The following is a 12,675-nucleotide window of genomic DNA, read 5'->3' as shown; positions in this document are numbered from 1 at the left end:
TCATGACCTGTTATGCGCTTAATTTCACTCGCTCTAAGTCTAATCCTTTCCGGTTGTATGGCACCCACCCTTCATGAAATTTCAGATGCTCGGCAACGTTCTGAAGCACGAATTGCACTTGGAGTTGGTTATTTGGAAAAAGGAAATATGCTCAAAGCAAGAGAAAACCTAGAGCAAGCCATAGAACACGCCCCCAATTATTACCGTGCTCAACTCGCACTCGCCCACTATTACGAGCAAGTCGGTGAACTTAATTCAGCTGAACACTTCTATAACCTAGCCTTCAAGCTGCACCCTAAAAACGGTAATGTGCTTAACAATTACGGAACTTTCTTATGTAAACAAGGCCACTACGCTCGCGCCGATCAATACTTCAACCAAGCCATTGCTCAACCCTATTATTATTTGTCATCAGCGAGTTATGAGAATGCAGCACTTTGCGCCCTAAAAAATCAGCAGACGGCGCAAGCAATAAGATACTTTAAACGAGCCTTAGACTATGACCCTGACCGACCACGTTCACTGTTGACGCTAGCCAAATTGGAAATAGAAGCCGGTTCGTTTAACGATGCGAGATTGAGATTATTGAAATTCCAACAGAGATACGGGCTACAAAAGCCATCGCTAAGGCTGCTAGTAGAATTAGAACGCAAAGCTGGAAACCCGATGTTGGAAAGACAATATAAGCAAAAACTAGAGAATATGAGCTAATGCTTTCGTTTTGAATGGTGGATATTTCGCCTACGCCGAACCCGTGAAGCACGCTGTATTTTTCGATACTCTTTGTAGAGAATATATATAAAACCGATAAGCCCCATTGCTAACAAAACGGTAAATAAGAGCAAGAAACTGTCGCAGATCCAAGCGGGTTCGCAGGGCATATAAATCTCAAACTCCATATACCCTCCGTAAAGCTTTCGACAAGATTAGCTCTTAAGTTTCAGCCACTTTTGGCGTTCAACTTCTGTTTTGAATGTCCAAGCGATAAAGCGACTTACTTTTTGTCCTTGGCTCATTTCAACCACTTTCACCTCTTTAGCACCCGCTTTTTCGAGGTTTTTTCGCATCCATCGCACATTCTCTTTTTTGGAAATAAGCGTAGAGAACCACAGTACCTGCTGTGCAAAGTCACGGCTTTCAAATGCCATGTTTTTTACAAACGCGGCTTCGCCACCTGGGCACCAGAGTTCTGCTTTTTGACCACCAAAGTTAAGTATAGGTGACGATTTAGCTTTCATTTGTCCGGTAGGTTGACCACGTTTACTTTTACTGGCTGATAAGTTTTTGATCTTTCTCTCTGTTCCTTGCTGTGCTTCTTCAAGCGACTTATGAAAAGGTGGATTACAGGTGGTTACATCATAAAACTCGTTTGGTTTGATGATGTCTTTGAAGAAATGACGGCTATCTTTTTGCAATCGAGCTTCAACGCGCCCACTCAGTAGCTTATTCGACTGGGCAATGTGATTAGAATTATCAACTGAAACAACATCAACATCCGACCCCACACAATGCCAGCCGTACTGTGTTGCACCAACGATAGGATAAATACAGTTAGCTCCGACTCCAATATCGAGCGCACGGACTTGTTTGTGATTAAGGCTTTTGCTCTCTTGATTAAGCAACTCAGCAAGGCGGTGAATATAATCTGCACGCCCCGGAATTGGTGGACATAGATACCCTTGAGGGATGTCCCACTCTGCCACTCCATAATGATGAGCAAGCAGTGCTTTATTGAGTAGCTTAACCGCCAAGGGATCGGAAAAGTTGATACTCGGTTCGCCCTTTGGGTTCTTTACCACATGCTTTTTAAGTTCAGGCAGTGCCGCTGTCAGCTTAGCGAAATCATATCGACCTTGGTGCAGGTTACGCTTATGTAAGCCTTTTTGCCCTTTTATGGTGACCACTTTCATTTCGCTCACTTTCGGCGATTCTTTTTTGTCGGTTTTCTTAGGTTGAGAGTATTTGTTTGGGCGAGTCATAGCGTTATTTTTGTTTGTCAGTTTCTAGGTAGATCATAAACAAGCGAGCATCTAACTCAAGTTGATGATAGTCAGGCTCCATATGGCAGCAGAGCTGATAGAAGGCTTTGTTGTGCTCTTTTTCTTTTAGGTGGGCAAGTTCGTGAACCACTAACATGCGAAGCAATGGTTCAGGTGCATTCTTAAACACACTGGCAATGCGAATCTCATTCTTTGATTTAATTTTACCGCCATGAACCTTAGCCACATAGGTATGTAGCCCCAGAGCATTGTTGATAAGGTGAATTTTGTTGTCGTAGATGACTTTGCTCAAAGGTGCCGTCTTCTTCATATAACGGTTCTTTAACGCCATCGCATATTCAAACAGCGCTTTCTCACTTTTTATGCTGTGATTGTCTGGGTAGCGCTTCTCAAACCATATGGCCAAACGCCCAGCCTCGACCATTTGAGTAACGGGAGTAACAATATGGTCTGGATAACCTTGAATATAACGGAGCGCTGGATTCATCTTGACTGTGAAGGCCTTAAGCATTAACAAAGGGGCACAAGTCTACTCTATTCGCACTTGCCATTCACGACCTTTTCATTAAACTCTGCGCTTAATAAACGAGTAGGAACAAACCATGAAACGACTTGTACTGTACGTAAAAGACAAATGCCCACACTGCAAAGATGCACAGCGCTATCTTGACTCAAAGGGCTATCAGTACCGATTAACCAACGCTAAGATGCAGCGTGGCCGTAAAGAGTTAGACGCAATTGGTGCTCGTTCACTACCCGTACTTAAGATTGGCGACCGCTATATGATTGGCTGGAACCCAAATAACTTTGAGAAGATGTATAAGTCAAAGGGCTAATAAAACAGCTTGTTGATGAAGTGAGGGTTATTCGTTAGCACTTCAAGCTCCGCCAGATCATCGAGTACAACTAAGTGCTCGATTCCACTCATAGAAACCTTGATACACTCTTGCTTGTCTTCATTTCGAGCCGTATCGAGAGCTTCACCTTCGACATATACACCTGATTTGAGATGAAGCCGTACCGGATAACGATACATACACACAATCTCGATATAATCGTAGTCGTTACAACTAATCATAATCTCCCCCTAAGCATTTATCACATATACGCATTCTGTGTTCTAGTAGCATTAGATATAACAATAGACTTATGGTTCAACAGTTTTACATAACTCTGACAAAACTATTGTTCAAGATCAGCACGAACTTGAGGTTTGTAGCAGCTCGCACTGTCATCATAAATAAACTCAACTTCATTTCTAATGCTCTCAAGCTTGTCTTTCTGATAGTGCGACACGTAGAGCAGCTGGCTAAGGTTTTCTTGCGCTATCAGCTCTAAGGTGTTTTTAACTAACCTTCTGCCCAAATAGTCTAGCCCTTGATATGGCTCATCCAAAATGAGCAAAGCAGGTTGTTTCACAATCGCTCTGGCAATCAAAAGCAGTCTCTGCTGACCGTATTCCAATTGTCTAAACGAGGTGTTGGCATACTCACTCATGTGAAGTATCTCCAACCATTCTCGCGCGACTTGAATCTCTTTTTTACTTGGCTGTTGATATAGACCGATCGAATCGTAAAAACCTGACAAAATAACTTCAATAGCTTTGCAACTCACTCGATATTGAAGATGCAGTGCCGAAGAAACCATACCGATGTTCTTCTTAATCTCCCAAATCGACTCGCCTGATCCTCGCTGATTACCAAAGATTTGAATGTCGTTGGAATAACATTGTGGATGATCGCCGAATATTAGACCTAACAGAGTACTTTTACCGCACCCGTTCGGACCTTTGATCTGCCAGTGCTGGCCGTTATCGATTCGCCAGTTTAAGCCTGAGAATATGGTTTTCTCGGTATAAGCAACCTTACCGTTACGAATCTCGAACACTGGGTTGTCGAAGTGATGCGAGTGTTGATATCTGTGAATCAAGTCCAGCATCTGCTCACTTTGCTGCTGTGACTGCGCTTTAATCTGGCTAATGACTGGGTGGGATTCCCACTCTGCTCTGTCCATGACACTTTCAAGCTTACCTTGATTGAACAAAGCGATTTGTTCTATCCAGTCTGGAATATCTTCCTCTCGATTGAAAGTCACGATCATTTGCGTTGATTTGGCAAGTTGGGTTAAATAATTGGCGAGCGAAGCACGATGAGCGATATCTAGCCCAGTGAAGGGGTTATCAAGAACAATCAGTTCCGGCTCAGTAGCGAGTGCTCGGGCGAGCATGACACGACGAGTCTCCCCGGTCGAAAGAACTCGAAATCCACTCTGCGCAAGGTGTGACAGATCCAAATCAACAATCAACTGCTCAGTAAGTGAGTCAGATTGGCATTGCTCAAAAATCAGTGAATATACGCTTGTGCCTTTATCGACTTTGTCTAGAAAATCGGTGTCATCTTTGGCAATTTCTTCTTCAAGCAACCTCTGCTGCTCTACTAAAGAGACTTGAGCAATCTTGCCAGAGCCCACTTCCAACGACTCTGGAGAGACTTCATATTCTCCACAGAATAAGCACCCTAACGCCGAACCAATATCCCCTTCGGTACTAAATACCCCCCAAGATTGCCCTTCAACAATTTTCCATTGAGCAATTGCCAATTGGTTCGTGCCAGATTCAATATCGAGGTTGTTGATGCTTATTTGCATAGAATGGTTTCCCTACCCTTCAGTCTAAGTTTATTGAGTAGATCCAAACTACTCCAACTATTGCCAAGGCGCGATAGAGAAACAGCAAAATGTGATATTTGCCGCCAGATAGAAATGTTAGGTGTATCGCTTCACAAATTCGATGAAGGTTTTGTCCGCCATCGAAAGGTACCCATCTTTTCTCCATGCTAAAGCTAAATCGAGCTTAACTCTGTCATGAAAAGGTACGGCGACGACATCTTTCTCATGCTGTGTAACAAGCTCTAGCAGCGCAGTAATAGCAAACTCGTGCTTTACTATGCTTAAAATCATAGGCAATAAGTTGGTTTCAAAAGAAAACCTCATTTGTTTATTGCAATGAGTAGCTTGGTTTTCAATAAAGTCGCGATGGAAATACCCCGTTTTGAACATCACGAGTTCATGATCAAAAAACTCTTCGAAGCTAATCGACTTACGCTCTGCAAAATCATGGTCACGGGAAACAACAGCCACCATCTCAGATTGTAGTAGGTGGTCTGTTTCTAGGTCATCAGGAACGTTTTCATCATTGATCACGCCAATATCCAGCTCTCCATCCAGCAGCATTTGTCGAATCGACCGCGTGCCTGCATCAACAAGCGTCAACTTGAGATTTGGATAACGACTTTTAAACGCCATCAAGACTTCAGGAAAAAAATAAGACCCCATCATACTGGGCGCACCGAGCCTGACTTCACCTTTTTCAAGCCCTTTTAGCTCATCAATCGCTAACTGAGCATCATCCAGTTGCTGGAGTATCCGCTTAGCATGTTCATATAAGACAGCGCCTTCATCGGTCAACGAGACTTTTCGGTCTTCACGTCGAAAAAGCTCGACGCCTAAGTTCTGTTCCAATTTTTTAATTGAAATACTGAGCGCTGGTTGAGCGATATGCAGCGCTTTCGCCGCCTGAGTAAAGTGCTTATGCTCTGCGACAGCAACAAAGTGTTTGAGATGTTTGGAGTCCAATACAGCCGCCATATCTAAATTATATTGAGTCCATATCTTTAATATATTTTATATATCAAACTTTGACTGATATTTTTATCACATAATTACATTTTCAGCCTAAGCGCCCTATGATTGAGCTTAAAACCAAACAATATCGACAAGTGACCTTCAGCCTAGCATTGGGCTCTTTCATCGTATTCTGCAACCTGTACTTATTCCAACCTATGCTGCCCTATATGGCACAACACTTTGAAGTCAGCGAAACTCAAGTGAACTGGATATTTGCAGCGAGTACTCTTGCCTTATCAGTCTCTTTAGTCCCTTGGGCGGTAGCTTCTGAATCCATAGGGCGGCGAAATGTCATGCTACTTGGTCTGATCACCATGCCCTTTATTGGTTTAGCAATGCTCATCAGCGAATCTATTGTGATGATTGTTTTACTTCGTGCTTTGATGGGCATTGCACTGGCCGCTTTTGCTTCTGTTGCGGTGGCCTACATGGTTGAAGAACTGTCAGTCAAAGCTTTTAGTCAAGCTATAGGTGGCTATATTGCGGCTAACTCACTAGGAGGCATCACTGGGCGTATTGTTGGCGGCACTCTAACCGATGCATTTGGCTGGCAACAAGCGGTCATCAGCATGGCGGCATTCACACTTATTGGCGCTCTTGTAGTCGCATTTAGCTTACCCAAGCAAAGCAATTTCACACCTCAACGGGGTATGCTTCGCTACCATAATCGCGCTGTGGTTAAGCATCTACAGAACAAAACAATTTGGATCGCGATGTTGATTGGCGGGGTAAACTTCGCACTGTTTGTGAACCTCTATTCAGTGATGGGATTCCGTCTAGTGGCAGCACCGCATAACTTACCGATAGGTTTAGCATCACTCATCTTCCTTTGTTACCTCTCTGGAACCTTAAGTTCTAAATTGACTTCAGTCTGGAGTAAACGACATCAGAGTGTCTCTGGCATGGTCACGGGGACCTTAATCAGCCTATTAGGCATGCTTGTCGCCTATATGGACTCTTTAGCCTTTATGATGATGGGATTACTGCTTATTAGCTTTGGCGCATTTTTTACCCATACCTTGGCATACGCTTGGGTCAGCCAAAAAGCTACGCACGCGAAAGCAACCGCAACCGCACTTTATCTAGTCCATTACTATGTTGGTGGCAGTATTGGTGGTTTCTTCTTAATCTATTGTTGGCAACACGGTGGGTGGAGTTATGTTATCGCAGGTGGTTCATTGCTCTACGCTACTATTTTTGCTCTGTGCCACAAGCTATCAAAATGGGAAGAGCACAAGCCACAGCTTGAAGATTCTGCTATTCTTGCGCCAAATTCTAAATTGGAAGCAAAATGACCACCAATAGATCAACCCAGCCCGATGTCGGTGAGGTAAAAAGCACCGTTAATCAATGGCTCAATGATGTCGTGATAGGTCTTAACCTGTGCCCTTTTGCCGCAAAGCCCCAACGTAATAAGCAGATCAAGATCTTTGTTAGTGAAGCGAGCAAAGAAGAGGCGTTACTTGAAGATATTCTGGCCCAACTGATGGAGCTAGACTCAACCGAGCCTGCAGAACTAGAAACAACGCTCGTTGCCGTTCCTAATATGCTGAGCGATTTTTACGACTACAACTTATTTATTGATTGGGTTGAAGCTCTCATTCGACAGCAAGAGTGGGAAGGTATTTTCCAGCTTGCGACTTTCCACCCTGATTATTGTTTTGGCGGCGCTGAGCCAGAAGACGATGAAAACCTTACCAATCGCTCACCTTATCCGGTATTCCATCTGATTCGTGAAGAGAGCATGGAGAGGGTGCTTAAGCACTATCCAAATCCAGAAGCAATTCCTGATACCAATATCACCCGTGTAGAGTCACTGACTGCCGAGGAGCGTAGAAAACTGTTCCCCTATTTGTTCCGATAGATTAATAGTCATCACTTGTGAAACTAAAAAAGCGCCTTTGGCGCTTTTAAGACTGTTCTCCATCTAAAAAGGAGTGGCACTTTATGTTTGCACTTCGCTCGATGTATTTCTCTGCTCACACCAGCTAGAGCAGACAGTCCTGTTACGACCTGTATCTTTAGCTGTATAGAGGTTATTGTCGGCAACCTGAATAATTTCATGTAACGTAGCAGTATCACTTTGGTCACTTTCTAAGTTGGCAAAATCAAACTCACATGATCCTACTGATACAGTCATCGGCCTACCATCAATTTCAATGCTGTTAACAGAAGACCGCACTTTTTCAACGATCTCTCGCCTAATTTCTACATCTCTTTCTGGCAGCCACACTATGAACTCTTCACCACCAAAGCGAGCAATAAAATCGCTTTCAACCAACTGCCCTTTAATTGCAGAGGCGACCTTTTTCAGCACCTCGTCACCAACTTGATGCCCGTGGGTATCGTTGACTCGTTTAAAGTGGTCGATATCGACAACTGCCAACGTCCCCTTACCACCCGCACGCTTCATTCGTTCGATGTCTAGGTGAACAGTTTTAAACATACTACGACGATTGGCTACACCAGTTAGAGCATCGTGGTAAGCTTGGTACTCTAAGCGCGCATTAAGCTGCTGCAAACGATCTTCCTGTTTCCTTCGAATCAGTTCTACTTCTATCCACGACGCCATCAATTTGAGTGCGTCTACATCAATATCTTTAAATTTACGCGGATACGGAATTGCAGAGGAGAAGTTAAGAGTGCCAAAAATCTCATCATCAATAAAAATCGGCACACCAATATAAGACTCTAAGCCAAACGCTTGATATGCGGGATGAATCGCGTATTGGTCGTGCTCTCCCATGTTTTCGATCATCACCGGGCCAATTGAATGACAAGTGATTTCACAATAGGTCTTATCGAATTCAAAGGTATCACCATCATTCAGTTCGACTCCTTCAGGTGTCACACAATGAAGTACCGTATATTTGTTGCCGTCAATGTGAGATAAAATACCAATATCAAGGTCAAAACGCTCAAGGCCCATCATAAGTAATTGGCTTATCTGAATGTCGAACCCTTTTTGGTAGTCATTAGTGATCTGGTACAGACTACGAATCACCTTCTCACTTTCACTCTCTACGACCATAACTTTTCCACCAATTAAAAAATCCTTATAATTAAGATAGAGTTAGCGAATTATACAATGCAACCATTTTCTTATTTCATCGCTCAATTATTTGTCTCTCAGCCCATTAATCTCTATCCCTACATGGCAAGACCTGAGTGGCTCTGATAGTATTGCACCATCTTAAAAACATCCGGGTTATTGGATATGCACCTTTCAAAACTGACCAACGCTATTTTTGACCACTTATACCGCGACATTTCAGAGTTTCGTAGTACTTTCGATTTACCTGTAGCCTCTCCTGATAGTTTAGACGATAAAGCCGATACACTGCATACATCTCTAGCAATCGAAGAGCTTACTGAACTGGCTGAAGCGGACCATAAGACTGAACAGGCGGACGCAATTATCGACAGCGTGTACGTTTTGATGGGTCGTCTGGTTCATCTTGGTCATGATAAGATTGAAGACAACCTAGCAATCAGCTACCTCATAGACTTGCTGCTTAATGTCGCTGTTAACCGTGGCATAGACTTCCTACCATGCTGGGATGAAGTGCATTCAAGCAATATGAGCAAAGTGTGCCGTAATGAGAAAGAATACGCAGAAACCGAAGCCCACTACGCCAAGCAAGGTATCAAGCTAATGGCAGTACAAAAGGGTGATTATATCATCGCTAAGTGCGCCGAAGATTTTGTGTCTGACGCAAAGACTATTCGTCAAGGCAAAGTGCTTAAGTCGGTTTACTACCGCCCGGCCGATCTAGCCCAACTAACGAAATAGATAAAAAGACGCCACCTTTGGGTAAACCCTTAGGTGGCGTAAGCTGCCATAGTAAAAAATGACTTCATCAAACTTCAGTTCAGCTCCCACCTACAGTCACTAACCTCTGCTTGAATCCGCCTAACAAGAACGAGAATGTATCACTCTTACTCTTGCCAATTGTGTGCCAGTTTGTAAATAAAACTTAACTAATTGTTTTATATGAAAATATTTACACCATCTTTCATCACAGTACCCCAAAGTGATCGATTTAGGTGCACCGTGCACCAAGTATAACCCTTTAGTGGTAGTTTTAATCGAACAATAAGACGGGGGAACCTTCTACGAGCACACGCTTTACTGGGGTTCTAAACACTCGAGATAACTCTGTGACGGAAAGCACTTGCTCTACGTCACCAACACCTTGTAATACCCCTTTGTCTAACAGCAATGCTTTGCCTGCATGCTTTAGAGTCCGATTGAGGTCATGGTTAGACATTAGTACTGTAATTCCCATTTCAGCGACACGCTGAATCAGTTTATATAGAAGTGTCTCTTGGCCGATATCGAGTGGTGCAGCGGGCTCATCGAGAATAAGCAGCTTAGCGTGAGGGTTGAGCGTTGGCCAGATCTGCAAACATATTGCGCACAGGCGTACTCGCTGCCACTCTCCACCAGATAGGTGATGAATAGAGCGATGCAATTTGTCATCTATTTCTAATAGGTGTGAAAGCTCTTCAAGTACACCAGCTATTTGAACCGAGTCGAACTGCACTGTCGCCGGCAAAGACAAGGATAGATAGTGAACCACATCGAGGTTGAATGCTGGACGATCACTTTGTGCCAAAAATGCTCGGCTATTAGACAAGGCTTCGATAGAGGCGAGTTTTACATTTTGCTCGAAAATCTTTGCCTCTCCGTCAAAGTCAAGCAAACCCGCCACCGCCGATAACAGTGTGCTTTTCCCACTTCCATTTGGCCCTATCACGTGCAATATCTCTCCCGGAGAAACATCAAACGAAAGAGGTAGTAGCCGTGAGCCAACAGAAAGGCTATTAACGTGAATCATGATTGCTTACCAACATCCAGATAAAGATTGGAGCGCCAATTGAGGTAGTCACTACACCTAAAGGTAGTTCAGCTGAATTTAGTGCCGTTCTCGCAATCAAATCAGCAAACACCACCAGCATAGCACCGGCTAAAGCTGAAATAGGTAGCAAGTAACGGTTCTCACTGCCAAATGCAAGTCTAAGTAAATGAGGGACTACTAGGCCAACAAAACCAATCACACCCCCGAGTGCGACGGCGCCGCCAACTAGGATAGACACGGCAAAAATTAGCTTCCAACGCGCCTCATCAACATCAATACCCAGTTGCTTAGCGTGTTGCTCTCCCATCATCAACTTGTCAAGTAACATCCCTTTACAGCACAGCCAGACAAGAACCGGAATTAGTACCAATGTTAGCACATGGTGATACCAACTTGCCGCACCAATACTGCCCATCAACCAGTACATAAGCTGACGTAAACTAAGGTCATCACTGAAATAAAATGCCCAAGTAACGACAGCACCCGATAATATGCCCAAAGCCACGCCAACCAGAAGCAGTCGCGTTGTGGTTAAGCGCATTTTTTTCGCAACAAATACCAGGAGCAAAGTAAATGCCAACGCACCGATTACCGCCGCAAGCATAAAACCTACTGGTGTTGCGAGTGCCGGAACAAAAAACAACACCAACACCATAAGTACACTGGCACCGCCCGAAATACCTAACACCCCTGGCTCGGCCAATACATTACCTAACAACACTTGAAGTACCGCCCCCGATACCGCTAACGAAGCACCTACGGCAATCGCGGCCAGCAATCTTGGTAATCGGAGTTGAAGGATCAACTGCTCTTGAAGAGAAGAGAGTTCTTGGAAGGGTGAAATGAACACCTCACCAACGACTAAATACAAGCTGCTGATAAGCAAAAGAGAAACAATAAATACTAGGCCAAAGCGCATCCACCTTTGACGCCTACGCTCCAAGAGCTGAGTAAATTCCATGTTGTTGCTGAATTGCCTGATAAACCCGGAAAAAATAATGGCTTAACGATACCGTTAAGCCATTAAAATAGAAAGCCTCTATTGATTTTAATCGTAGACTATCTGCCCTTCCTCGTAGCGAGTCTTCACTGGGCAAACCATTAACGCGGCCCGTTGACCGATGGCAACGTGACGGTTTGGGAATACAATCGCCTCACCTTCATTTTTCGCCATCAAGGGCTTATCTCCATCATGACCAAAGACTTCGCCATGTTTAAAAGCGGTAAAGTTTTCAACACCGTCATCAAATAAAAAGTCAAAATCATCATGGATGCGAACAATAGTTCGGCTCACTCGGTACATGATCGGTTTACGTGGCAAATGCTCGGGCTGACTACTAGAAACCAAGTCACGTAGTGCCAGATCAAATGCAACCAGCTTATCTAGCTCATTATCACCAATTCTTGCTACACGTCCTAACTCTACCGTTAACGCTTGAGCACCAAAGTTTTCAGCGCTAAACCAGCTAAAGGTACTTGAGGGGGCATTGGAGAACATCACGGCTTCAAGGTGAGCACTCGCAACAAACTCCATTAATGCTTCACTACGCACAGGGTGACGAACTTTTGGGCTTACGACAAAAGAATAATGCTTCGAAAGACGAATGGCACAGTGCAGATCGAGGTGCCAGCGCTGGGCCTGCGGTGTACCTTGATAAAATTCTGCCACAACGCGCTTTAGATCTTGTGCAATTTCAAGCTCTTTTGAAGGCTCATAGTCTTTGTTGTCAAATAGTCGATTAAGATTCGTCTCTATAAATCGTGTATGTGCATTCGTCGCTTCTGGGTGAGCGTTGATAAATAGCAGCCTATCCGTTACGGGTTGAAACCCCGTTTGAATATCTGCAATGATTTTATCGACAATTTCCATTGGTGCGGTTTCATCGCCATGAATGCCACACGAAATAATGATGTGCTTACTCTCATCAGAAAGATTCGCTGGAATCACCTCCAGCACACCACGTTGATGTAATTTAAAGACAGCTCCACCTGCAACTGTGATTTCATTTGCTGGCATTTCTTGTTCTAAGTCTAAGCTGTCAAAAAGAAAAGATTGGCGAAAGAGGTTTTTCGTCATGCGCTACTCCTTTATTGCACAGCGGGTATGTTAATGAATTGTTCCGACAAAT

The 12,675-nt window shown here is 43.9% G+C and carries 15 protein-coding genes; 5 read left to right on the top strand and 10 right to left on the bottom strand.

All coding sequences use genetic code 11. The features are described from left to right. The first annotated feature begins 12 nt into the window (after positions 1-12). On the top strand, positions 13-711 hold the full coding sequence (pilW, locus tag ZX61_RS07090; protein WP_049843982.1) for a type IV pilus biogenesis/stability protein PilW: 699 nt from the start codon (positions 13-15) through the stop codon (positions 709-711). On the opposite strand, the gene ZX61_RS24500 is transcribed toward pilW, so the two are convergent. The 3 genes from ZX61_RS24500 to ZX61_RS07075 are packed head-to-tail and all read right to left on the bottom strand — an operon-like array spanning position 708 to position 2,487. Beyond that, positions 708-899: a hypothetical protein gene (locus ZX61_RS24500; protein WP_049843981.1), complete on the bottom strand. Its 192-nt coding sequence runs from the start codon at positions 897-899 to the stop codon at positions 708-710. The two genes, pilW and ZX61_RS24500, sit on opposite strands and share 4 nt — an antisense overlap. 27 nt (positions 900-926) lie before the next feature. Then, positions 927-1,979, bottom strand: a complete 1,053-nt coding sequence (gene rlmF / locus ZX61_RS07080) for a 23S rRNA (adenine(1618)-N(6))-methyltransferase RlmF (RefSeq protein WP_049843980.1) — start codon at positions 1,977-1,979, stop codon at positions 927-929. Between the two features lie 4 nt (positions 1,980-1,983). Further along, positions 1,984-2,487, bottom strand: coding sequence for a M48 metallopeptidase family protein (locus ZX61_RS07075; RefSeq protein WP_049844112.1), 504 nt, complete (start codon positions 2,485-2,487; stop codon positions 1,984-1,986). A gap of 115 nt (positions 2,488-2,602) precedes the next feature. On the opposite strand from ZX61_RS07075, the gene ZX61_RS07070 reads away from it, so the two are divergent. Beyond that, positions 2,603-2,836: a glutaredoxin family protein gene (locus ZX61_RS07070; RefSeq protein ID WP_049843979.1), complete on the top strand. Its 234-nt coding sequence runs from the start codon at positions 2,603-2,605 to the stop codon at positions 2,834-2,836. Here the strand turns inward: ZX61_RS07070 and ZX61_RS07065 are convergent. From ZX61_RS07065 to ZX61_RS07055, 3 genes are all read right to left on the bottom strand, one after another. Further along, positions 2,833-3,078: a Rho-binding antiterminator gene (locus ZX61_RS07065; RefSeq protein WP_049843978.1), complete on the bottom strand. Its 246-nt coding sequence runs from the start codon at positions 3,076-3,078 to the stop codon at positions 2,833-2,835. The two genes, ZX61_RS07070 and ZX61_RS07065, sit on opposite strands and share 4 nt — an antisense overlap. 104 nt (positions 3,079-3,182) lie before the next feature. Then, positions 3,183-4,646 carry a molybdate ABC transporter ATP-binding protein ModF gene (gene modF, locus ZX61_RS07060; protein ID WP_049843977.1) on the bottom strand — a complete coding sequence of 488 codons (1,464 nt, stop codon included), beginning with the start codon at positions 4,644-4,646 and terminating at the stop codon, positions 3,183-3,185. Positions 4,647-4,763: 117 nt separating this feature from the next. Then, positions 4,764-5,633, bottom strand: a complete 870-nt coding sequence (locus ZX61_RS07055; protein WP_049844111.1) for a LysR family transcriptional regulator — start codon at positions 5,631-5,633, stop codon at positions 4,764-4,766. A 110-nt stretch (positions 5,634-5,743) separates the two neighbouring features. On the opposite strand from ZX61_RS07055, the gene ZX61_RS07050 reads away from it, so the two are divergent. Both ZX61_RS07050 and ZX61_RS07045 read left to right on the top strand, forming a co-directional pair. Next, the gene (locus tag ZX61_RS07050; protein WP_049843976.1) at positions 5,744-6,979 is read left to right on the top strand and encodes an MFS transporter; all 1,236 of its coding nucleotides are present in this window, start codon (positions 5,744-5,746) and stop codon (positions 6,977-6,979) included. Next, positions 6,976-7,548, top strand: coding sequence for a DUF1415 domain-containing protein (locus ZX61_RS07045; protein WP_049843975.1), 573 nt, complete (start codon positions 6,976-6,978; stop codon positions 7,546-7,548). The genes ZX61_RS07050 and ZX61_RS07045 overlap by 4 nt, the downstream gene beginning before the upstream one ends. 81 nt (positions 7,549-7,629) lie before the next feature. On the opposite strand, the gene ZX61_RS07040 is transcribed toward ZX61_RS07045, so the two are convergent. Then, positions 7,630-8,715 (bottom strand): sensor domain-containing diguanylate cyclase, encoded by a 1,086-nt coding sequence (locus ZX61_RS07040; protein ID WP_049843974.1) that lies wholly within the window; start codon positions 8,713-8,715, stop codon positions 7,630-7,632. Positions 8,716-8,901: 186 nt separating this feature from the next. On the opposite strand from ZX61_RS07040, the gene ZX61_RS07035 reads away from it, so the two are divergent. Continuing rightward, positions 8,902-9,477 (top strand): nucleoside triphosphate pyrophosphohydrolase family protein, encoded by a 576-nt coding sequence (locus ZX61_RS07035; protein ID WP_049843973.1) that lies wholly within the window; start codon positions 8,902-8,904, stop codon positions 9,475-9,477. 292 nt (positions 9,478-9,769) lie between these two features. Here ZX61_RS07035 and btuD read toward each other — a convergent pair whose 3' ends face one another. From btuD to ZX61_RS07020, 3 genes are all read right to left on the bottom strand, one after another. Then, entirely contained in the window at positions 9,770-10,525 is a 756-nt protein-coding gene (gene btuD, locus ZX61_RS07030) for a vitamin B12 ABC transporter ATP-binding protein BtuD (RefSeq protein WP_049843972.1), read from the bottom strand. Beyond that, the gene (gene btuC, locus ZX61_RS07025; protein WP_049843971.1) at positions 10,512-11,507 is read right to left on the bottom strand and encodes a vitamin B12 ABC transporter permease BtuC; all 996 of its coding nucleotides are present in this window, start codon (positions 11,505-11,507) and stop codon (positions 10,512-10,514) included. Before btuC ends, btuD begins: the two co-directional genes overlap by 14 nt. Positions 11,508-11,594: 87 nt before the next feature. Then, on the bottom strand, positions 11,595-12,623 hold the full coding sequence (locus tag ZX61_RS07020) for a succinylglutamate desuccinylase (protein WP_049843970.1): 1,029 nt from the start codon (positions 12,621-12,623) through the stop codon (positions 11,595-11,597). Positions 12,624-12,675 lie beyond the last annotated feature (52 nt).

Source organism: Vibrio sp. VPAP30, from assembly GCF_001188205.1.
GTDB classification, from domain to species: domain Bacteria; phylum Pseudomonadota; class Gammaproteobacteria; order Enterobacterales; family Vibrionaceae; genus Vibrio; species Vibrio bivalvicida.
This window is presented reverse-complemented; position numbering and strand designations above follow the sequence as displayed.